Source organism: Alteromonas sp. a30 (assembly GCF_026788005.1).
Taxonomy (GTDB): domain Bacteria; phylum Pseudomonadota; class Gammaproteobacteria; order Enterobacterales; family Alteromonadaceae; genus Paraneptunicella.
On the sequence record NZ_JABEPE010000001.1, the window covers coordinates 20,558 to 44,543 of the forward strand.

Here is a 23,986-nt window from a genome sequence, read left to right on the forward strand (position 1 = left end):
GGTCAGCGTAAAAAGTTATTTAACGATCTGTTTTATATGATTTTTTAAGTAAAATTTGGTTAGCGAATAAAGCTTAACCCGAACCACTTTATGCCCAAATTAATTCCATGTCTAATGCTATTTTTTCTTTATTTTCCGCTGTCTTTAGCCAATTTCTCACACAGGTTTAAGTCCACTTTGAAATTAGGCAACATTGGAATTTTATCGAAAATAACGATATGTTGAGGCAAGTGATCTTCAGGTAAATGAAGGCGTAATTCATCTAAAATATTTTGTTTGAGCGTGTGCTTTTCTTTTTTGCCTAACAGGGTGTTTGGCTCTATATAAGCAGTAATCGCGCTGTCTTGTTCAAGAAATTCACTGTTCTCTTTAGATTGAAGCAGAGCAACTTTTGCAACCGCCACTTGGGGCATGGCTTTTAATGTCATTTCAATTTCATCAAGCTCAATTCGGTTGCCATGTAACTTTATTTGATGATCAACTCGGCCACAATATTCTATCTGGCCATCATGCCTAACACGGCCTAAGTCAAATGTTCGGTAAAGACGCTGCTCCGGGTTAAATGGGCTCACGATGAAACTACGCCGAGTCAAATCAGGCTTGTTTAAATACCCTTTGGCGATACCAGCACCAGCAACATAAATTTCTCCAATCGCGCCAGGTGGTAATAAATTATGGAATTCATCCATCACATAAAGCGCATTGTTGGCAATCGCTTTACCAATAGGTGCAATAGGACGAATTGGCTCCAAGGCGTGAAGCATAGAATTACTTAATTCAATAGATTGCTCTTCTTGATCCCCTTCAACCAATGCGGTAGCAATTTGCAGCTGGTCATTTAGCACATCAATAAGGTCATCAAAACTGGTTAACGGATTGATGGGAACCACTCTAAACACAGAAATTTTGCTATCAGAAAACTGGGAATACAGGATTCGTGTTTTAGAAACGAACGTTCTTCCTTGTAAAAACTGTTGTATTTGAATACTTTCCGTTGCTTCGCTAATTAACTGATGTTCTTCTTGCGTATAGTTTATGTGTTGAGGTTTGCCTCTCAAGGCGCGCGGAATATAACGATAATTAATGATATTTAAATCATTCTCCCCAACCAGTTCAAAGGCATCAGTATTTTGTACCAAGGCTTTTAAGAAAGCCGCTTTTAACATACTTTGCTGCATTAACCAGTTATAGCCTGAACGAGAAAAAAGATGCAGCGCTGCATGAAGCATTAAAGAAGTTGCCGGTCGAGAGCCTTCCAACGTGAATTGCCCTAGATCAAAACTCCCGATTTCCGCTTGATACTCAGCATGGGTTGTAACGGAATAAAGCCCCTGCGAATTTTTAAATAAACACAAGCTAATGCCTTGAGCGAGGTACAGTTGTTTATGCGCACAAAAGGTAATGGTATCCGCGTGTTCAATGCCTGCTAGCTTATAATGGTAATCTTCAGAGAATACAAATGCCCCACCCCAAGCAGCGTCAACATGGAAGTGAATATGATTTTCGTTTGCGATGCTTGCCAGTTGTGGCAACGGATCAACCGTACCCGTTTCAGTTGCACCTGCGATACCAATCAAAGCAATAATAAACCTATTTTCTTGCTTACAGTGGGCAATGGTTTCAGCTAATTTTTGGGTATCTATTCGCTGATGTTCATCTTGTTCAATGATCAATAAGTTATCTTCACCTAAACCAAGCAAACCAACCGTTTTACGTATGGAATAATGTGCGAGTCGAGAAACCAATATGACGGCTCTTGTGAAACCCAAGGATTGCATACAAGCAATTGCACCTTGCTTTTGAATTTGCTCTTTTGTGATCCCTTGGCGCATTAGTGCTTTATTTCTGGCACTGTATAAGGCCATTACATTAGCCAGTGAACCGCCACTGGTAACAACACCAAACATGTGTGCAGGATTTTGAACGCGCTCAGCATAGTAGGAGTCTTCTTGCCTGAAGAACATTTTATGTAGCATTGCCATAAGCTGACGCTCCATAAATGTCAGCACTTTTGATGTTTCAATTTTGACTATGTTTTGGTTTGCTTGGGTAATAAATCGACTAAAATCAGACATGAAATCAGGCAATGCTGAGGTCATATGACCGATAAACTTCTTAGAGGATACATCGATCAAATAAGGGAATAGCTCTTCTTTTATTTGTTCGATATAACTTGCATAATCTGCTGGCTGAGCGGGAATATCAACATCCATGAATTTGTGGATGAGATCTGCAACGGGGACATTTGGCATTGTAAAATGCTCGTCGTCTAGCCCGATACGAACAGGAACATCTCCCATGCTATTGCGGCGAGGTTTGAAGTATTTCATCACCCGCAGATGCTCAGGAAATGTTGCTTCGTAAAATGACACATCGGCACCACATTCGGTTGTGCCATAAAGATTGATTAAACGCGCTTTACCATCGAGTTTCGAATGGAATGCATCAACCACATTTTGGAACAATGGCTCACCACTGGTCACAACCAATTTAAGGGTTGATAAACTTTTTTTGTTACTTTTACGCAACAAGCCCAATAGTAACGAGGGCAACAAGGTGAGTCGTTCTATCTCCCAACTCAGTAGCATGTCAGCGTCGTTAACTAATCCACCTTCTAATGCTTCATCCGGCAACATGCAAACTATACCGCCGCATATAATAGGCTGTAATAGTTCGGCAATATGATCGACAAAACAAACACTTGTTGTTGCTCCAAATCGTGTCCCTGTTTTTGCTGGGAATTGGGATTGCATCCATATCAAACGGTTTGCCAAACTTCTGTGGGTACCCAAAACGCCTTTCGGCTGCCCTGTTGTTCCAGACGTATACACAACATAAGCCAGTTCACTGTTCATGGTTGTGCCAAGGTTTTCAGCGGATAAGGAATTTAATCGGACCTGTATCTGTGAACTGTCCCACTGTAATATTTTTAACGTTTGACTGTCGTTCAATCTATCTTGTAGCAAGCTTAAATGTGATTTCGCGGTTAACATCCAATCAACATTGGCATCTTGCAACATATAGTTTAAGCGTTCGCTGGGATATTCTGGGTCAAAAGGAACATACTCAGCATTGAGTTTAAATATCGCTAAAATGGAAACCAAAATTTCAGGAGAATAATTCAGCAGCACACCAACTCTAGCCCCCGCAGTCACCCCCTCTTCCAGCAATAGGTTTGCCATGCGATTGACGGATTGATTAAGCTCTCGGTAGCCCCATTGCACAGGCATACCATCTAACATAGTGTAGAGCGCAATGGCGTCAGGCGTTTCTTCTACTTGAGATTCAAACAATGATATGACGCTATTGTTGTCATCAAATTGGTTTACTGCCTCTATCGGCATTTCCACTATAGGGAGGTGATTGACAGGTAACTGAGGCGCGGCGACACAATGTTGCAGACAGCAGATAAAAGCTTGTTCAAAACTCTGAATAAACGCTGGGCTGTATTTATTACTGTTAAACGCCCACACCAATTTGCTGATATTTTCACCACTTGTAAAGCGGGTAATGTTAAGTTGAATGTCCAACAAGTCCTTTTGTAACGAAAATACATTATTTGCTTTGATTTGTTGTGAAATGTCGCGATCTTTTTCATACTCAACACACTGAACACGCAACCCAATTCCGTTATGACTGATGTTCAGTAATGAATTCCGCTCATTTTCGTTTAAATATTGTTCTATTTTAAAGGCGTTAAGTTGATGTGCTAATAATGCAAAGCATCGGTTTTTTTGCATTAACCCATCTACGTTTTCCACGCTATCCAACGAGGCCCGGATAACACCATAATGAGAAAAACTGGGGTTTTGCGTTAATATGCCTACACGTTGCGTATAACAAAATCGGCTTACAACAATCTGTAAGGCAGATAATGCAATACACCAAAGTTCTTCGTCTGAGCGCTCGACTAGCAAAGGGTTTTGCCAACTCGTGTTACTCTCATACACCAAGGGTAATAAGCGTTGATTGGCTTGTTTTAGCCTATCACCGGGAACACGATTTTTTCTGGTCTTGCCCATCCCTTCACTATCAGCTAATTGTGCTAAATACTCATGTAGATGCTGGGTGGCTTCTATGATCAGATTAACTTTATCTTCTCTCGCAGAAGCTAAAAATGCAGAAAGATCATCCACCAAATACAAACAAAAAGCTGGAAATTCGCAATTTAAGGCTTGGCTAATGCTGTCGAGCATCTGAGTTAAATGCCAAATGGAGTGTTCGTAATAATTGAGGTGAGGTTGATTCTGCGTCTGCCGAATAAAATAATTAAAAGCAAACTGAGGATTCTTAGTTTCAAACACCAGACATGGTAGTTCAAATTCATGCTTATCAATAATGTATACCAATGACACATCACGAAAGAATTCGTTTTCACCAAGTGCTTTAATCTTTTCTACATACGCGTGCATGTATACCCTGCTTTTAATCTAAGTCACGCTCTCAACCTAGTTTTTATGCTTGCATGATAAGAGGTAGGAGCAAAATTGGGCGCAAGTTTACCACAAAGATTTGGGCTCGCATAAACACAGTCAGAGGTAAACTTTCTTAACGAGGTTAAGAGGAGACTAGCGCCTTATATGATAATAAAGGCGCTGTATTCATCCCTATTGGCTAACCTAGTGCCAAATAATATGGCCCTGAGGTAATTGACGAGCTATATCAAGGTAGCGCGACTCAACAACATGACGCTTTACTTTTAATGTAGGTGTTAATTCACCAGACTCAGTGGTCCACGGTTTTTCAAGAACAATGATTCCACCAACCTTTTCATGAGATTCTAACTTTTCATTTATCTTCTTGAGCGAGTTTTCGAGGCTGGCTTTAAGATCGTCTTGTGAATACCCTTCGGCATGTTCACTTAAATTTACGATTAAAACCGGTTGAACCAATTGTGTGCCAACCAAGCACATTAGCTCAATGAACTCGTTCTCCCCGAAGTCAGACTCAATAGGGATTGGCGCGACATATTTGCCCTTCTCCGTTTTAAAGATGTCCTTTTTACGGCCTGTAATAGACAAATATCCATCCTCTAATTTGCCTAAATCCCCAGTATGAATATAACCATGCTCATTAAGCACTTCTTTGGTTTTATCCTCTTCCTTGTAGTAACCAATCATATTTGAAGTGCAGCGCACCAGTATTTCATCGTCTTCAGCAATTTTGATGTCGACTTCAAAAGATGGCTGAGAAATAGTACCAAATCGAACTTCTTTGTTTTTCTTAGGCATACTTCCGCAAGCAAAAGTTTCGGTCATGCCCCAACCTTCTGCAATATCGATCCCAATACCGCGATACCATTCTAGCAACTTCCGAGAGATAGGAGCTGAGCCACTGATAAATGCGTACGCTTTGTCCAAGCCCATTTGTTTGCGAATTTTACGCTTTACAATGCCGCTTAGAATGGGGATTTTCAGCATAAATTGCAGTTTGTTGTTGGGAATTTTATGCAGGATTTTCTTCTGGAATTGTGTCCACAGTCGAGGAACTGAACCAAACAACGTTGGTCTAGCATAAGCGAGATCGTCAGCAAACGTCGCCAATGATTCTACAAAATACACTTCAAATCCCCAATTAATGAGAATAGAACAAACATAGTTTCTTTCAGTGCAATGTGACATCGGCAGATAAGACAGAATTCTATCTTCTGTAGTAACTTGAATTGATGCGCCGGTGTTTTTCCCTGCAAGAACAAAACTCTTATAAGAGTGCATGGCCCCCTTAGGATGACCAGTGCTACCTGATGTGTACAGAATCGTCATTAGGTCATCGGCTGACACATTAGGAACTTCGTAGTCCGGCTCGGTATTATCGATAATGTCTTGCCATTGATGATCGCAAGGAATTGTAGGATAAGGCATCGAAATCTTTAAAATATGTTCGGGTACCGCTTTTTCGGCTGCGTCCTGATCATCCAACTTACCAATAAAAACGGCTTTACATTCAGAGTGCTCAAGAATGTAGGAAATGGTTTCTTGATTCGCCGTAGGGTAAATAGGCACACTCACAAAGCCCCCTAGCATTAAAGCAAAATCCGCAATGATCCAGTGCGCGCAATTTTTCGCTAAAATGGCTACGGTATCCCCAGGCTGATAACCCTGTGCTTTTAAAAAGCCGACCATACGGTAAGCTTGATCGGATATATCTTTCCAAGAGTAAGTGTGAACTTTACGGTCAATAGGTTGGAATAAAATGTCTTTATCACCCATTTTATCGACCCAAAAGGCAATCTTTTCTTTCGGTAGCGCAATGTGAGCTGTATTCATCTAAATTTCGACCCTGTAGAGTGACGCTTTACCACATAAGATCATCTGGCACTTTGAAATCTGCGTACCAATCATCTTCCTCTGTGGCTGCTTCGTTTTTATTAGAATGCTCCGTATAAACTACGGTATTGTTTTCATCTCGTTCTAAAATCTTTTCCGCTGCTTGCATGGGGATAATTGCATAACCATCCCCTTCTTTCGCGATAGCTAATTTGCCGCGTTGCAGCATCGATTGAATTTTTTCTGACACTTGTAAGCGTTTAATCTTACTTCCATCGGTAAAATTAAACGTGATTTCGCCTTGGAAATCTTCGATCTGATTCATAGTCACTAATTGCTTTATCTGATAAACAATGGCCTTTTTCTCGGCTTCTTCTTTAGCGGATAAACTGAGCGCTCTATCTCTCTCTTTCTTCTCAGCCAGCTGTTTTTCCACACTCAGCTTGGCTTCATCGACCACAACTTTCTTTTGTGTCCTTGCTATCTTGTTTTTCTTACGTTTATCTTTATTAATTTTCTGAGCCTTTTTTTTATCCCCTAGGCCCGCTTTTAAGAGTTGTTCTTGCAAAGACAATGACATTTGTTGTACCTAATTAACAATGAGTAATAAAAAAGTAAATAAATAGTTATCAATATTCTGCACAATAATTCCGAGATAATCACCTATTTATACAAGACAATTTGTTCTCTTAGCTTAAAGCTTGTATGTTAGAAAGTTCACAAAGTCCATATTCAAAGTATTGAGCTGCACTTCTGATATGTTTGGTAAAAAGCTAAAAGTCGAAAAAGTCGAATTAGTAAAGAAAATCATTCGGCAATATAACTACACTGATTTTGAAAAAGCACATCAGGAATGCGTTGGTCTAGGTATTAAAGTTAACCGCCCTGCTTTGGATAACTTTGCACTAAAACTAAAACAACTCGACACCGCAGAAAAACCCAAGCTGGATTTATCCCCTCCTCCAATACACCAGACTCGTGGCAGCTTAGTGGACTACTTCGATAACGTGCGCGAAGGAATTGCAACCTTTTCCCATATTGAAGTTGATAGCATGACCGCCGAGCAAGCCAGTGAAAGGAAAAATGCGATTACTCTTGAGCTTGGGGAGTTAAAAATTAAAGAACATGCATTATTGCAAGAACTTTCCCTTATTCTGAATAAATTTGAGTCATATTAATTTTATTCTTTTTCCCTTTTTTGGCTTTAGTTCTTCATATTTCTTGAAAAATGCCGATTAACCAACTAGAAATAAAGGTTCATTAAATTTCAAACACGGTGGTTAAGAACATGATACTTAAAGATACACAGGTACGTGTGGTATCGTTCGTCAATAACAGTTTTCGGCTTGCTGTTATTCAGGGTTTGGAAAATAACTTATTAAATATCAAGGATTTCTACACAATTACCCACGAACAAACCAGTAGCCAATCCCCGATTGTTTGGTTGATATTAATTAACCATATTGATGATATTTCCTCCTTGGACATTCGGAAATATCATGCCAATCATGAACAATTTATTTACGTTACTGCCTCCCCTCAAAATACAACGCATTCTCAACAACATACTCTCCCCTTTTCCTTAAATGTCGTATTCCATTCACCCAATCAAACTAAACTACTGCAAGCAATTAGCTATGCAGAACAACAGATTTTGCAGCGTCAGCATTTTCTACCATCTGACGTTGATGCGACTTTTTTAAAACTCAAATTTTACGGGCGCTCAAGCCGATTCGTTAAAGTGGTTCAATTAATCAAAAAAGTCGCTAATACGGATACCAATGTTTTTATTAAAGGCGAAACGGGAACAGGGAAAGAGCTAACAGCTCGCGCCATACACTACTTAAGCGGGCGTAGAGAAGAGTCATTTATTCCGATCAATTGTGGTGCGTTTTCTGATGACTTGCTATTGAGTGAATTATTTGGTCATGAAAAAGGCGCTTTTACAGGGGCAGATAAAGAAAAAGTTGGCCTGTTAGAAATGGCGAATAACGGCACGGTTTTTCTGGATGAGGTTGATAGTCTTTCGCCAAAAGCACAGGTCGCGTTATTACGTTATTTGCAGGACTCTGAAATTCGTCGAGTCGGTAGCCGCTTCACGAAAAAACTTAATGTACGGATTATTGCGGCGAGTAACGCGAATATGAAAACCTTGATTCAGGCCGGTAGTTTTCGTGAAGATTTAATGTATCGATTAGACGTACTGCAAATTACGCTACCGGCATTACGTCATCGAGGAGAAGATATTCTGCTGCTTGCACAACGCTTTTTGGCAGGAATGGCCCTCAAAAACGATAACACCGTTAAAGTATTCCATTCTAATTTGCTCAGAGCAATGCAAGCTTATAACTGGGAAGGTAATGTGCGGGAATTAGATAACTTTGTGAAACGCGCATACGTCTTATCAGAAGGTTCTGTCATTCATGATGTGGAGCTGCTTTCTCCCTCAGAAGCTCATCCCGATTCTCATGCTGCGGAGCCTATTAGTGTAAATTTGCCATCAGTAGAACAAAGTTTTCAGGCTGCTAAAGATAAGTTAGTGTATCAATTTGAACATGATTACCTAGAGAAACTCCTCACTTTTACACAAGGCAATGTTTCCAAAGCCGCTAAAATAGCAAAGAAAGAGCGCCGTTCTTTTTGCCGTCTTATGGAAAAACATGGCCTAGAAAGACAACAATTCATGCTGTAACTAGCGTTGAAGCCCTAAAAGTTACTGGGCACAACCTATTGCCTGTCTACATCAATAATCATTCGATTAAATTGACCTATTTAGACTGTTATATTACCCATTCCTTTATTTAACGTCTTTTTATTCCCCCAGATTAAAGAAAATTTCACATAAGAAAAATATGTAATTTATATTTATTGAAATACGAAAAAATAAATGTATTTTATATCCTTTTGATGCTTCTAAGGCTTGGCTTTTTCTCCAAACAAGCTTGCAAAATGATTCAACAAAAGTCTTATTGATTATGAACGATAACTTGAAAAATCATTGGGGTAGTCGTTTGCGAAATTACCTCAAAGATAAGCACAACTTGAAACAATTGGCGCTTGCAAATGCGATTGGTGTTGAGGAAAGCACCATTTCACGTTGGCTCTCTGGAGGGAACATAAAAGTGAGCCACCTTATAAACCTATGTGCTTTTCTCGATATATCAATAGATTGGCTGATTATGGGAAGAGGCACCCCTGCTTTACATAAAACTGATATACAAGACGTAAATATGTTAAATGGGCTGCCGAAAGAAATCAGAGAAGATATACAAAGCTTAATTCATAAGCTTAGTGAGAAGTAGCCAAACAGAGAGCTATCGGCTCTTTAAAAACTTGCATAAAAAACAAGTTTATTGCATAGCAAAAAATAGTTTTAATTTTCGCTTATATAAAAATAACGTTATCTTATTTGCCAAAGCAGAACCAGAAATAGTGACTATTTCATATAAAAGTGCAAGTAAGGCAGTTTATGAAAATTGAATTCTTAAAACACGTTAAAAGTTACCTTTGTTCTAGAAGCATAATTAAAACACTAACTGTTACCTCGTTAGCGTTATTTACACTGCAAGCTAGCGCGGGCAATTTCAAATTAGATAAAACTCGTATTGTGCTGGATGAAGAAGTGCGGCGCGACGAAATCCGCATTTATAACGAGTCCGATACGTTACAAAGTTATCGCGTCTCACTTATCGAGATGAAAATGAATGCAGAAGGCTCGCTGGTAGAAGTAGAAGAGTACGAGCGCTCTGCGCAACCCTATTTACGCATCGGGCCACGTATTTCCCGAGATGTAAAACCGCATAGCTTTCAAAAAGTGCGCATTATTAAGCGTAAAACGCCCAAAGCCGGCGAATATCGCTCGCATTTAATGGTAGAAGCCATCACTCAAGACCCGATTAAACAAGTCAGCGGTATCTTTATTCGCCCGAACTTGAAATACGTTATTCCCATTTTTGTTCGCCACGGGCAAGAACCAGCAGAGCTGCGTTTTGGTAAGCCAGGTGTAACCGAAGACGGCAAATTAAACTTGGTGCTCAATCGCCTTGGCGCAAGTTCTGTTAGCGGCAACATCGTGGTGCGCGATAAGAATAACGAAGAGCTATACCGTGCAAATCAAGTGAGCGTTTATCCCGAGATAAATAGTCGTCAATTGAACACCGAATTGCTTGCCAAAGACCTCGAAGGCCAAGCCATTTCCCTGATTTTGGAAGACCCAAGCAACGACGACGAAGTTGTGGTTCAACAAGTGGTGAAACTGTAATTCACGGCAAAGCTCAGACGTTGGATCTTGCTACACCTTGGCTGAACGCTCACAAGCATGAAACAAGCGCACAGAACAAGCAGCACAAATAACCAATAGCTAAATGACAAACTTGGAAATTTAGAAATTAAGCATTTGCGCCCAGTTGGACTTACCTCTCCTTGATGTTGGGCGCATTGCAAAACCAAATATGTTAATTCGACTTCTTGCGCGCCGCTATGTGTGTGTTGTTGCAATCTCATTCTTCACGTTTTCTGCTTATGCAGTAGGCGATACGCAAGAAGACGATTTGGAGGACATAGTAGAAACGGACTTCATTTTTGCCGACTTTCAGTTGGACAACCGCAAAACCGGCGTAGAGCTTGACCTCGCCACCAAAGATTACCAATCCTACTTTATTGAACTTGAGTTGTTTAACGAACACTTTGCAGCCAACCTTTCTTGCGATGAATCAAATACACAACTAACAGGCGAATTTTGGGAAGGTCCTGTCGCCGTTTCTTTAGTCGATGAAGAAGCTCAACCGCTGTTTTTTATTGAAGATGAGCAATGTTATTTCAACATCGAATTGTTGCCGCAGCTTAATGTACGCATGCGTTTTGATGCACATCGCCAAATTTTCGCGGTACTCACTGAAGGCAAACATCCAAAAACAAAAGAAATCATGCGTGAAGCGCGCAAACTGATGCTGCTCAAACTGGACGAACAAAAAGCAGCCAGTTTAGAAATTGATGATCAATATCAGGCATTTACCATGCCTTCGCTTGATATTAGCGCCAATGAGCGCTGGAACAATGCACGGCACAACCCCAGTTTTTACGTTCAATCGGTTTTTGATCTGCTCTATCACCAATCAGAGTTGCAACTCAATGTGCAAAAGTCTGGTTCTATTCGCGGTCGCGGCAAATTTGCCAGAAAGTTAGATTGGGGCGGCGACAAACTGCATTACCAAATGGGCGATATTCAACATTCACAACAAGGGCTGTTTAACGTACCTAGTCGCGGTTTAGGGTTTTTGCTAGGTGAGCGCGCGTCGTTTGGTAGCCGTACCAGTATCGATTTATCCGGCTATGCACAGCCGCTTAGTGAAGTGGAATTGTACCGAAATGACTTACTCATTGACTTTATACAGCTAGATGACACCGGTTTTTATGAGTTTAAAAATATCGATTTACGCGACCAGAGTGCTGAGTATGTGATTCGCATCACCACACCTGACGGACAAGAAACCGAGCAACGCTTACAAAAACCCGGTAAGCACGGCTTAACGCCCTCAGAATGGACGCCCACCCTCACCTATTTAGACAGTGCAGAAGGCTTATTTGAAGGTGGAAGTGGTGATAGTGCTTTGTTTGCAGGTTCGATAAATTACGCATTATCAGCCGATGCGTTACTCATACTTGGCTTCGAAAGCAAAATTGAAGAAACCCGCGAAACCTTGTTCCACTTAGCTTTAGATGGTTTTAAATGGGCCGATATGCAAAGTGCTTTAAAACTTGGTTTGCTAGAAGACCAATGGCTCTACGATGCGTCCGTTTCTTATGGATTTGGAAATCAAAGTATTGGGCTATCAAGCCAGCGTTTAGCAAGCAGTTTAAACACCTCCACAACACATTCAGCCAGTTGGGGTTGGGGATATGAAGGATATTCCAGTAGCTTCGCCGCTTCCGAATCGCATTTTGGGGAAAGCTTGTCACGAAATTACTCAGCCAAAATGGGTTATAACGGCAGCACTTGGTCTTTCTCGGCCGAAGGACAGCGCAGTATTTCTCGCTCAAATACAGATATCGGAAATAGCAACGGCAATAACAACGATGCCCTATCTGTAAAAAATTTTTCTTTAGTAGGCTCAACCCAAACACCAATAGGCAACCTAAATCTTTCCTACCAAAAAAGCCTTGGCAGCACCTCACAAAAATCGCTCAATATGAGTTTGAGTAAAAACATTTTGGGCGTGAGTGCGGCAGCCAGCTTGCGTTGGGACTTGCAGCAAAAACGCAGTTCCACCAGTATTCGATTATCAAAATCCCTTCCCTTATTTCGAGTGAGTGGTAATTTGGGCTTTACCAACACTTCTGGATGGTCTTTTGGCTTTGGTATTAGTTTTGGATTATTTGCCGATGATCCGTTTGCCAGCATGACCAATAAATCATGGCGACGCTCATCGAACGTCGTTATGCAACCGTTTTTAGATGAAAACAACAACGGGATTTGGGATGAAACCGAAGCCTTTTTGCCAGAGGTTTCCCTTACCCAGCGCAGACGCAAATTTGAAAAAGGCGTAGCTGAAGATCATGTTCGATTATACGGCGTCGATGCCTACGATCCCAAGCTTTTCACTGTGGATGATAGCGAACTCGACAATCCATTCATTGTGCCAAAATACCGTGAAATCCGCATAGAATCACACCCCGGAGGAAGCGTGGCTTTTCAAGTCCCGTTTCACCTGCAATACGAAGTAGAAGGCGAAATAATACGCTTGAATGCAGAGCAAGAACCACAGAACAAAATCGGCGCTGTACCCCTGCATTTATACAAGTTAAGTGAAAGTGCTAAGAATAAAAACTCAAGCCAAAACACGAGCGGAAAAAATCCCGTTTTTGTGAAAACCTACTATTCCGAGCCAGATGGTTTTTACGTTATCGATAAGCTCAAATCAGGAGACTATCGGCTGGTTGTTGATGCGGAATATCAACATAAAGAAGCGCTAAACTGCGAGCCTTGCGAAGTGGAATTTAATACCGACTCAGCAGAGGACCATTTGCTCATGGCAGAATTGATAACCCTCTCTCCCCAGCCTGAAAATAAGCACGAAGACAAGGGGTGAAGATAAAAACCAAGATAACACGCAAGCAACCGTAGAAAGCGCCAATGCTAAAGCCGCCTAACGCCGCTTGAATGTAAAAATAGTGCCTATTCCTTCTTAGGGTTCAAAATAGATTGAGCAAAGCGGCGCTGTTCCGCTAACGCGGCAGAGTTAAACTGCTGTGCTGAAGATGGATTATTGGAAACGGTATCGGTGATTGGTTTTGTTGTCGTGTGACCTGTACTTTTTACTTCCTTCTTCATTTGTTGCGTTGTTGCACTAACCAAATCAAACTTCGACAAATTACTTTGTGGTTCTGGAAATTTCACAGTTCCCCCACTTCGATGCGGATTTCCGCGCCCTACAGGACTTGAAAACGCCTCAATATGCTGTGCATTTGCCGACGCCGTTGGCTCTGCTAACCCATCCATAATATTCAAACGCATTGCGGTTTGAGGGTCCATACCCGTACTTTTCACCATATCTTTGGTAACTTTAGAAACCGCCTTTTGCTTCCGTTTTGCTTCTTCTGGCTTTCCATTTTCTGGAATGAAAGCATGGACCGCATTTTTATTCCGTGTCACCGTTGGACCATGCGAGTGTTCTTGACGCGCACGTTGGCTGTTTCCTATGGTATCTCCGCGCACTTCAACATGATAAGCCGATGCTGCGCGATTCTTTGTATCGTCCTTTGTTAAGAATGTGGTTGACCTTTGAGCGCTCGGTTTAGATGCCGTTGTTACCGATACTTGTTTAGCACTCGCGCTCGAACGCTGAGATTCTTTTGATGTTGATCCTTGTTTAGGGGTTCTTGGCGGATTCATAGTGCATTCCTCTCTTTCTGCTTTTCAGCAATTTAAACATTTCAGCAACCGAAGACATGGGCAAACCTACAACCTATCCCGAACTATTAGTCCCTTAAGAGTTAGGAGCCCCCTCGACCGCAAGGAAGCAACTGTGGAGTCTACATGGAGTATCCACTGCGAATTTGCGATAAATCTCTATGGGATGACTGACAATTAAATACAGCTATTTAAGCTCAAACTTCTTTTAATAAATAACACAACTTTTGCACCTTTCAAGAATAAATAACTTATTGATTTAAATAAATTTTATTACTGTGTAAGCATCTAGGGCTAAATAACCACAGTGGGGCTTATTACCCTCATCATCCTTCTCCCCTAATGAAATCAATGCCTAGGCCGAATTTGGTCATTTTTATTAGGGTTATGAAGCCTCACCCTTCATTTTTGATTAAAAAAATATTCTTTAATTATCATGGGGTTAGGTTTTGATAAGGTTGGCACGAATTATGTGTTGTCAATGACTGGTTAACGTGAACATCGAAAATAAATGGATCAAAACATATGGCATCACAATTAATGGTCGAGAACATCGCCAAGGAAATTAAAGAATATTTCCAAGGCAATCCTAACGCTGGTGACACAGTGGACGGCATTGCCAATTGGTGGGTAACCAAACAAAGCTTAAACGACGCAAAAGACCTCGTTCAGCAAGCTCTTGAGTTTTTAGTAGCGAAAGGAGAATTGCATAAACGAGTGTACGGAGAGCGCGTTATTTACGTTCGAGAAGCACTTCATTAGTGCCTCTTGTAATACGCAAGATTGATATTAACGGAGGCTAGTCGAATGTCGAATAGCAATAGCATACAACACAAATTAAGCAGAGTGCGTCCGCCCCGCGTCCAGATAACCTATGATGTGGAAACTGGCGGTGCACTAGAGAAAAAGGAACTGCCGTTTATCGTCGGTATCCTCGCGGATTTATCGCATGAATCCGTTGTCCCTAAAAAGTCGATACGAGAGAAAAAGCTGGTCCAAATAGACAGAGATAACTTCAACAAAGTGATGAAGTCTATTGAGCCTCGCGTTGCTTTTGACGTTCGTAACACGTTGGGCGGCAACGGAGTATTGCTGGTAGATATCCCCTTCCAGCACATTGACGATTTTGATCCCGTCAAAGTGGTTAGCCATGTTCCCGCTCTTAATAAATTGTATGGTCAGCGAAGCCGTTTGCGCGACTTTCTCTCCAAACTGGATGGCAACGATACATTAAATAGCATTTTGGTTGATGTTTATTTCGACGACAAGAGAAAAGAAGCATTGCGTCAAAGTGTCACGGAAGCAAAAGCCCACAAAGCTATTGAGTCTGCTGTTGTTAAGAGTATCGAGACGTTAAGCAATCCTGAAGATGCTGTCCTTAAAGCAAAACAGGAACAACTGGAAACGAATTTAGAAAAATTACGTTTGTTACGCCAGCACGACAAAATTGCCAGCGATGTTTATGAAGCCACGCTACGCACCGCATTTAATGCCACCATTGATGATAAAAACCAATTCACCGATGAAGCCTTAAATGCGGATATCAAAGCCATGTTAAGCACCGGTCAATTAATCCTAGAGCCGGCACAAACGCCTTATGCGTTAGAGTTGGTTGTGGAATTTGTTGAGCAAATATTAACATCAAAACCTACGGCTAAAACCGAAGATAAAGCGGCGACAGAAGAAGCTAAACCGGAAACAGAGGCTGGTGCTGAAAAAGATACTGCAAATGCAGATGCTAATAAAACACCAACAAATACTAGCGAAGACGCATCCAACACTAAGGAAGCAGAAGACGTTAATATTACGGGTTTAATCACTTTAGATATTAGCCGCAAAGACAAACGCATCAGCCGGCAGCTTAACTACATTATCCACGATAAAAAATTCCAACAATGTGAAGCCACATGGCGCGGTTTGCACTTTTTAGTGATGAACACTGAAACTAACAACAAATTGAAGTTGAAAGTGTTAGATGTCACCCAAAAAGAGCTATTCAAAGATTTAGACAAAGCCGCTGAGTTTGACCAAAGCACCCTCTTCAAAATCATTTACGAAGAAGAATACGGCACCTTTGGTGGCGAACCTTACAGCGTGTTAATTGGTGATTACCAATTTGGTCGTGAACCACAAGACATCAAATTCCTTGAGATGATCAGTGGTGTTGCTGCCGCCGCTCATGCGCCGTTCATTGCTTCAGCGTATGCAAAATTGTTCGATTTAGAAGAATTCGGCAGCCTGCACAAGCCACGGGATTTAAGCAAAATCTTCGAAAGCGCGGAGCTTATTCAATGGCGCGCCTTCCGTGAAATGGAAGACTCTCGCTACGTGACACTTACCTTGCCAAGAGTGATGATGCGTCTGCCTTATCACCACGAGAAAAATCCGGTTGAAGGCATCTATTTTGATGAAGATGTAGCCGTGACTCTGTTTGATGAGAAAAACAATCCGATACTTGTGGATGATCCGAATGATAAAGACGTACAAGTCGAGAAAACCCGTAAAACGGTTGATGCCCAAAAAGTGTTATGGGGCAACCCTGCATACATTTTAGGTCAGCGCATTACTAATGCATTCTCGCTTCATGGTTGGACGGCAGCCATTCGTGGCGTTGAAGGCGGTGGCTTAGTGGAAGGCTTGCCGGCTTACACCTTCGAAACCGAAGATGGCGATTTAGCCTTAAATTGCCCAACAGAAGTGTCAATTACCGACCGCCGTGAAAAAGAGCTAAACGACTTAGGGTTCATGGCAATTTGCCACTGCAAAGGCACTAACAAAGCCGCCTTCTTTGGTGGGCAAAGCACCAATAGTCCGAAGCAATATCTCACCGATAGCGCAACGGCCAATGCACGTATTTCCTCGATGCTGCCTTACGTGATGTCCGCGTCACGCTTCGCGCACTACATCAAAGTCTTAATGCGTGAAAAAATTGGTAGCTTCATGACGCGCCAAAACGTTGAGAATTACCTGAACACGTGGATAGCACAATACGTTTTGCTCGACGATACGCCACCACAACACATCAAAGCCAAATATCCATTACGTGAAGCACGCATTGATGTTACCGAAGTCCCAGGAAAACCCGGCGCTTATCGCGCTACCGTGTTCCTAAGGCCGCATTTCCAACTCGAAGAACTCTCCACTTCCATTCGGTTAGTGGCAGATTTGCCTTCATAACATCATTGAATTAAGAGGAAAACATCATGGATTTAGTCCTATTAAAACCCGGCCTAGCCGATTTAGCAGGAGCCAGCCTCATCGATGGTGAGTTGGTTGATGCAGGCGACGATTTGTCCGGTTGTATCGAGCTGGTTTCCATGCATTTTGGCATGAAGCAACAAATGACCACGGATGTGAGTAATGCAGCAAGAACCTCTGGCCGCCCTGCTCTGCACGACATCACCGCAGTGAAGTATTTAGATAAAACTTCGCCTTTATTGTACAAGCATTGCTTGTCGGCAGCGCCGATTGACGATGGCTCAGAGCCAACACAAATCTTTTTGTGTCGTAATGCCAATTTAGACGGCGATGGCAACAGCATCATCGGTAACATCATGACAGTCAAATTGTATAACTGCATGATTAGCTCCGTTGAAGCGCAGTCGCACCCGAACGACATGGCAACAGAGCAAATTACACTGAACTTCACGGATATTGAGTGGACAACATCGCATCAAGATAGTCAGGCAATGATTACTGGAAGCTTTGTGTACTCATGGAGCGTTGCCCGTAACCGAGGTCCAATGTAATGCAACGATTCTTCTTCGACCGACTCACACAACCACAACAGCCAACGCCTTTGGATGCAGAGAGTCGGCTTGCGTTGTTGCGCGAGTCGATTCGAGAAGAAATACAGCGTTTGCTTTCTGGTAGGACTTTTCTTAATGGTTATGCCCCCTTCGCGCCCGCCAACCAAGGGACGAAAAGTATTTTAAATTGGGGCATTGATAGCCCTGTAGACTTTGGTAGCAGTTATGCTGAATTAACACGCTTAGCACAGCAAATATTGGATGCCATTCACACCTTTGAGCCCCGGCTTCACAACCCGAAAGCCAGCATTGTTGGTCGAATTAAAAACAGCAAACAAGCCCACATTTTAATTAGCGGTAGCATCGAATCTGAAGGCATTACCGATGCGTTTGAATACCGTTTCCCCGTGGGAGGACATCAATCATGACGCAAGCGCAAGAACGTTTAACCGACTATTTTAAAGCGGAACTTGCCGACCTTCGTTCAGAAGCGGTGGAGTTTGCCAAAAAGCACAACGACATTGCCACCGAGTTAGCCCTTTCCTCAGACAACGGAGAGTCTCGCGATCCTCACGTTGAACTTTTGATGCAGTCTTTTGCGTGGATGACAGGCCGTTTACGTCAGAATTTAGAGGCCGAATCCCAGCAACTTCCTGCCATGATGCTGCAACAGTTATATCCGCAACTGGTAAGCCCAATGCCGTCAATGGCGGTGATTGAGTGTAAAATTAAGATGGAAGATGCCAACTTTGTTGACGGCTATCACTTTGACGGAAGTCGTTTATTTGAGCCCAAGAGAGTATCACCAGACTCGGACTATACAGAGCAACTTAGTCAGTGCCGCTTTTCATCCTGTTATGAGCAAACCCTATGGCCAATAGAAGTAAAAGATGTACAACGTTCGCCACTATACAAAAACAAACGCGCCCTTGATGAGTTTCCGACAACACAAAGCATTCTTGGGGTGAATATAAGCCTGTTTCAAGAAGGCAAAACCTTTGATCAAGCCGTCACCCAGCCACTGCGTTTTTACATCAATTTAGCACCAACGGAAAAATACCGTTTTTACGACTTTTTGGCGCAACACTTTTTAGGTGTAGTGGCTTATGACGAAAACCAAACGCTTGTGGCGAAGCTGCCTAAATCCGCGTTGAAGTTTGCCGGGTTTGACGATCATGAACGCGCCCTTCCGGCCACAGAACAACAAGATTACGCGCTCACGCTTTTATTGGATTTTATGAATTTCCCTGAAAAGTTCATGTTTTTCGATATTCAAGGGCTAGAAAACGTGCGCATAGGCGCAGGATTAAACTTGCGTTTGTTATTCAGTCACCCTCTTCCTTCTGATATTGAATTTAGTGCGCAATCGTTAAAGTTAAACTGCGTGCCGGTTGTTAACCTGTTTCCAAAAACCTCAGAGCCAGTGCCGCTTACACTGAAAGACTATCGCTACAAGTTGTACCCTAGCCGCAAACATTACAATACTTTTGAGATTTACCGTATCAATAAGATCTTTTCCATGAACCGTCGGGGTGAATCTAGAGAATTACAGCCGTTTTTCAGCTTATCGAACACCAGCGCCAAAGCTTCAGATTACCGTTGGAAATACCAAATTGAACCAACGCAGCGTAAAACATTAGCAGGGACAGAAACATGGGTGTCGCTGTTTAACAAAAACTTTGACAGAAACGTGCCGAAAGGCGAAACCATATACGCGCAAACCTTGAGCTGTAACCGCGCTATGAGCGAACTTTTTCAGATTGGTCAGAACTTTAATGTCGTCGGCAGTTCGCCCATTTCCGACGCCTATTTAGTTATGCGGCCGACGCGCTATCGTGGCGTGAAAAACAATCATCAGCATATGTGGAAGTTGTTATCGCACCTCTCCACCTACTACGTGTCGTTAACAGATAACAGTTTGGCGAAAACAACGCTGCAATCCATTTTGGACTTATACGCAGACCAAGATAACCCCCGCAATCAGCAATACATTGAAAGCATTGAAAGCTTTACAGCCGAAGAAGACGTATTTCCCGTTCAAAAGAACGGCTGGCGCGGCTATTACCACGGTGTGAACTTTAAGCTCTCATTAAAACCAAGAGACTACGACACAACTAGCTCAATACTGTTTGGCAATGTGCTAACGCAATTTTTGGCTTTGTTTAATCATGTGAACGCGTTTGTTCGCATGGAACTCTTTATTAGCGACCAAAAGGTATATGAATGGAAACCCATCAGCGGTCACAAAAAGCTGGCGTAGATTTTCTAACGTCACAGGCCGAAGAACTGAATTTTTATCAGGCCATTCGTTTGCTGGAGAATCAAGCCAGTGGCGGAGCTGTATCTGATAATCTTTGCTTCCAATCTGTGAATACCCAAGCCTTCACACCTAATAGTATTGCTGGCATTCAATTCGATGCCCAACAAACCCAAGTGCGAGTCAATAGTTTTGGTTTGCTTGGGCAGCAAAGCCCGCTGCCGGACATTTTCGCCGAAATTATTCAGCGCGCGTCCGAAGCTGGAAATAAGGGCCCTGAAGCCTTTTTAAACTTGTTCAATCACCGTTTTATTCGATTGCTTTTTGATATTAAAAAAGAGCTCGACCCCATGCTGTTCAGCGAACGTCCACAGGATTCGGCTTTGTATAAATTAGCACTAGCCTTGCTTGGTTTGTGGACAGATGATATGCACGTCAAATTGCCCGTAGATTTGTTGCAACTATTGAGTTTTTGCACTTTATTCTTTGGTACTAAGCAAAATTATAGCTCGCTCAAACGCGTTATAGAGAGCCTATTGAAATGCGAAGCAACGATTGAACCGTGCGCGGGCGCATGGCAACCCCTACCGAAGCAATATCAAGCGCAACTGGATGCAGACAATTGTATTTTAGGCTCCGGCATCGGCCTTGGAAAACGTTACTGGGATAACCAAGCCGGTATTGATTTAGCGCTGAAAATGCCCTCTTTAACACTGTGTGAAGTCCTGCTACCTCAAGGCGAAAAGCATAACGTGTTAGTTGCTTTATTATCATATCTGACCGATGGACGGTATCAAATTAACGTCACTATGAGCGCCCCTTGGAGCACAGTTCCACTGAGTGAACTCCCGGAAAATCCTGTCACGAATGAAGAAGCTACTTCGCCAACCTCAGGAGCCTTGATGCGTTTAGGCAATACGAGCTGGTTAAAAAGCGAGTCCCCTTGCCCAACATTGGACGGTGAATATTGTGTTTATCCTGTTTTTGTCGTTAAACCATCGCTGGCTCACAACTTCAATGAGGCTGACCTATGAAGCTTGAGACAGGACATAACACCGAACAACACCTCGAAAAGCTGGATTATTTAAGCCAGCCCAAACCCAAGCCGGTGGATTTTGCGTCCGCTCCACGGTGTAGCTTAGATTTTTCCATAGAGCTAGACGATGGCACTATTTTAGATGACAGCGTACTGCGTATTCAGCAGTTTTCGGGGCATGAAGCGTTATCGCAGATGTATGATTTGTCCGTAACCTTACATGCTAATACCTTTACTTCGAGTGGATTAGATCGCCCTTGGGGCGAGTTAATTGACGGCAGCTACGGTGCACTGCTTAAGCCCAGTGGTAAAACCACACGTTCAATCAACTTCGAAGAACTCCTTGGCGCAAAAGCCTGTATTCGTATGGGCTTACCAGAAACCAGTGAAGATGTTATCACTGGTGACTATCCCGAAGAACGTCCAGTCGTGTTCTTTAATGGCATTATCACCAATTTTTCCATGTCTCAACGCGGTGTATACCAAGCCAGTATCAAACCAGCATTATACAAGTTGTCATTACAAAACAATTTTCGTCTATTTTCTCAGCAGACCATTTTAGATGTGGTAATGCAGATATTGTCGGAAAACAATATCGACTTTAATCACACAGAGCTAGAAGCCAAGCCCAACAAAATCATTTGCGGGTTAGCCACCTACCGTAAGCAAGATTGGTTACAAGCAGGTGAAACCGATCTCGCGTTTTTGCAACGTTTAATGGGCAAAGTCAATCTGTTTTATTACTTCAAACACAGCGCCTATAAACATGAAATGATCATTTCTGATCAGCCTTATTACCAAAGCATTTATCAGCGTGAGGTGAATACAGCCAACGGCAAGTTTGAAGAAACCGACAAGCTTAAACCGCTTTTCTTAAGCTTTAGCAAACAGCAAAGTGCGGATCGTGACGACTACATTACTCAATTCAATTATCAACAAAACTTAACCACTTCTGGCATTAAAACCGTTTTAGCGCAAAAGGAAGCCAATTGGGAATCTCAAAAAACCGCGCAAACCACACCCGTATATTTGGATATGGCTAACAGCACCGAAAAGCTCAATATGGAGCTATTGCACGTGGTTCAGTATGGCGCAACAGAAAAAGAAATTGAGGCCCTTACCAACACCTCAATGAATAAGCTTACCGCTTCACGTTTCAGTTTTTCCGGTGCGTCAAATTGCAGTGAAATGAAGCCGGGTTACATGTTTTTGGTAAAAGAACGCGATGCTGCTGACAGTGATCTTAATACTACTCCCATATTTCCCACCTTGAACAACCAAGAATTTGTTGTCACCTCCGTGCAACATCAAGCATCAGCAGAAGGCGATTATAGTAATCAATTTCAAGCTGTTGATGCTCGCGGGTTGGCTACGCCGTTTGAGAATCAAACAGGCAATATGGGGAGCATTTTGGCACAAGTGGTCGATAACAGTGCCGCTAAAAAAGCACAAGCCAATGAACAAGGGCAACTTGAAACCAATCGCCAACAAGGGGCGTCCGATAAATACCTGACCAAAGATGTGTTTAGCTACGACAGCAAAAACTTTTATTTTGATGCTGATACTCAAGAAGCGTTTAAATGCAAAGGTATTTATGTACGCTTCATCGATGAACCTAAAACCGCTGCGCCGCATTGGGTAAAATTGTCGGAACACATGGAAACCATTCCAGAAATCGAGAGTTTTGTCACCATTGGCCGCTCCACCGACGACAACGAAATTCCCGAGGTGCAGCAAAGTTTGCAAGCCAAAGGCAGCAAAGTGATCATGCCTGATGATTACACCTGTCACACCAGTGTTGGCAACAACTACAACACCAGTTACGGCGACAACACCAGCATTAGCTTTGGCGCGGATGTATCTCGCCCGCTCAGCTACGCCAAAAACATTGTTGAAACCCAGCGCAACAGCGGCAAGTACAATGGTGTGAGTTACAGTGAAAGTAGCAGCTACGGTTATTCAGTGACACCGCACAGCCATAATATTTCGCGCACGGGCGATGGCCCAGATTTACCCGCAAACCCATCTGACAAAATGCAGTATGTGTCCTATGGTCATCAAGCAACACACGGCAAGACCTACAATAAAAATGAACAATTTGGTGATACCAGCAACTATCACAATCAGGTTGGTCATAGTCATAGCGAATCCACACAAATTGGCGGTTCGACTAGCATTTCCAGTTTAGATTGGAGCAACAGCACCAGCCACGTAGACCAATCAACCAGCATTAATAGTGTGCAAAGAAACAGCAGCATTTCTATCACTGGCGTAAACGCAAGTTTAAGCAGCACTTCCATGTCCGTTGGCGCAAGCGTCACGGGAATGTCGATGAACGCTTCCATTACCGGCATGGAAATGCACAGTTCATTTACCACGTTAAGTGTTGGCATGAGCTCAACAGATTTAAGTTTTAGTGTGGGTAGCACGGGGCTTTCCCAAAGCAGCAATACCGTTGGGGCTTCTATTAGTGAATCCATCACGGGCGCGAGCGTTAGCAGCAGCCTAACGGGCGCATCGAGTTCAAGTGGCCTAACGGGCGTTAATGATTCTACCGACATTACTGGCGTGTCTTCGCGCATGAGCGTTACGGGCAGCAGCTCAAGTTTGAGTGTCACTGGCGAAAGCACCGACATTAGCGTTACCGGCTCCGGCCTTTCGGTAAGTGTGGTGGGCTCAGGAGCCTCGGTTAGCGAAATTTTGCGTCCAGACATCAAAATGAAGCAGCTCGCGTTAGATATTGTTAGCTCAATTAAAATGGTGTTGTAA

The 23,986-nt window shown here is 42.6% G+C and carries 16 protein-coding genes; 12 read left to right on the forward strand and 4 right to left on the reverse strand.

Going from position 1 to position 23,986, the window contains the following annotated elements; all coding sequences use genetic code 11:
- Positions 1–128: 128 nt before the first annotated feature.
- From HJG39_RS00140 to HJG39_RS00150, 3 genes are all read right to left on the reverse strand, one after another.
- On the reverse strand, positions 129–4,412 hold the full coding sequence (locus tag HJG39_RS00140; RefSeq protein ID WP_268405358.1) for an aminotransferase class V-fold PLP-dependent enzyme: 4,284 nt from the start codon (positions 4,410–4,412) through the stop codon (positions 129–131).
- Positions 4,413–4,619: 207 nt separating this feature from the next.
- Positions 4,620–6,266: an AMP-binding protein gene (locus tag HJG39_RS00145; RefSeq protein ID WP_268405359.1), complete on the reverse strand. Its 1,647-nt coding sequence runs from the start codon at positions 6,264–6,266 to the stop codon at positions 4,620–4,622.
- A gap of 28 nt (positions 6,267–6,294) precedes the next feature.
- On the reverse strand, positions 6,295–6,840 hold the full coding sequence (locus HJG39_RS00150) for a DUF2058 domain-containing protein (RefSeq protein WP_268405361.1): 546 nt from the start codon (positions 6,838–6,840) through the stop codon (positions 6,295–6,297).
- Positions 6,841–7,024: 184 nt separating this feature from the next.
- On the opposite strand from HJG39_RS00150, the gene HJG39_RS00155 reads away from it, so the two are divergent.
- The 5 genes from HJG39_RS00155 (at position 7,025) to HJG39_RS00175 (ending at position 13,354) form a co-directional block, all read left to right on the forward strand.
- A complete protein-coding gene (locus tag HJG39_RS00155; protein WP_268405363.1) occupies positions 7,025–7,444 on the forward strand; it encodes a hypothetical protein in 420 nt (139 codons plus the stop codon).
- Between the two features lie 110 nt (positions 7,445–7,554).
- Positions 7,555–8,958, forward strand: coding sequence for a sigma-54 interaction domain-containing protein (locus HJG39_RS00160; RefSeq protein ID WP_268405365.1), 1,404 nt, complete (start codon positions 7,555–7,557; stop codon positions 8,956–8,958).
- A gap of 283 nt (positions 8,959–9,241) precedes the next feature.
- Positions 9,242–9,568 carry a helix-turn-helix domain-containing protein gene (locus HJG39_RS00165; RefSeq protein ID WP_268405367.1) on the forward strand — a complete coding sequence of 109 codons (327 nt, stop codon included), beginning with the start codon at positions 9,242–9,244 and terminating at the stop codon, positions 9,566–9,568.
- A 167-nt stretch (positions 9,569–9,735) separates the two neighbouring features.
- Positions 9,736–10,527, forward strand: coding sequence for a fimbria/pilus periplasmic chaperone (locus tag HJG39_RS00170; protein WP_268405369.1), 792 nt, complete (start codon positions 9,736–9,738; stop codon positions 10,525–10,527).
- A gap of 190 nt (positions 10,528–10,717) precedes the next feature.
- Positions 10,718–13,354 (forward strand): hypothetical protein, encoded by a 2,637-nt coding sequence (locus tag HJG39_RS00175; protein ID WP_268405371.1) that lies wholly within the window; start codon positions 10,718–10,720, stop codon positions 13,352–13,354.
- 86 nt (positions 13,355–13,440) lie between these two features.
- Here the strand turns inward: HJG39_RS00175 and HJG39_RS00180 are convergent, their stop codons facing one another.
- The gene (locus HJG39_RS00180; RefSeq protein ID WP_268405373.1) at positions 13,441–14,157 is read right to left on the reverse strand and encodes a hypothetical protein; all 717 of its coding nucleotides are present in this window, start codon (positions 14,155–14,157) and stop codon (positions 13,441–13,443) included.
- A 543-nt stretch (positions 14,158–14,700) separates the two neighbouring features.
- On the opposite strand from HJG39_RS00180, the gene HJG39_RS00185 reads away from it, so the two are divergent.
- From HJG39_RS00185 to HJG39_RS00215, 7 genes are read left to right on the forward strand one after another with little or no spacing between them, the layout of a single operon-like run.
- Complete coding sequence (locus tag HJG39_RS00185) at positions 14,701–14,937, forward strand: hypothetical protein (RefSeq protein ID WP_268405375.1); 237 nt, start codon at positions 14,701–14,703, stop codon at positions 14,935–14,937.
- Between the two features lie 45 nt (positions 14,938–14,982).
- Entirely contained in the window at positions 14,983–17,352 is a 2,370-nt protein-coding gene (gene tssC / locus HJG39_RS00190) for a type VI secretion system contractile sheath large subunit (protein WP_268405377.1), read from the forward strand.
- A gap of 26 nt (positions 17,353–17,378) precedes the next feature.
- Positions 17,379–17,924, forward strand: coding sequence for an Hcp family type VI secretion system effector (locus tag HJG39_RS00195; RefSeq protein ID WP_268405379.1), 546 nt, complete (start codon positions 17,379–17,381; stop codon positions 17,922–17,924).
- The gene (locus HJG39_RS00200) at positions 17,924–18,352 is read left to right on the forward strand and encodes a GPW/gp25 family protein (protein ID WP_268405381.1); all 429 of its coding nucleotides are present in this window, start codon (positions 17,924–17,926) and stop codon (positions 18,350–18,352) included. The genes HJG39_RS00195 and HJG39_RS00200 overlap by 1 nt, the downstream gene beginning before the upstream one ends.
- Positions 18,349–20,184 (forward strand): type VI secretion system baseplate subunit TssF, encoded by a 1,836-nt coding sequence (gene tssF, locus HJG39_RS00205; RefSeq protein WP_268405383.1) that lies wholly within the window; start codon positions 18,349–18,351, stop codon positions 20,182–20,184. The genes HJG39_RS00200 and tssF overlap by 4 nt, the downstream gene beginning before the upstream one ends.
- On the forward strand, positions 20,148–21,215 hold the full coding sequence (tssG, locus tag HJG39_RS00210) for a type VI secretion system baseplate subunit TssG (protein WP_268405385.1): 1,068 nt from the start codon (positions 20,148–20,150) through the stop codon (positions 21,213–21,215). The genes tssF and tssG overlap by 37 nt, the downstream gene beginning before the upstream one ends.
- Positions 21,212–23,986, forward strand: coding sequence for a contractile injection system protein, VgrG/Pvc8 family (locus tag HJG39_RS00215; RefSeq protein WP_268405387.1), 2,775 nt, complete (start codon positions 21,212–21,214; stop codon positions 23,984–23,986). Before tssG ends, HJG39_RS00215 begins: the two co-directional genes overlap by 4 nt.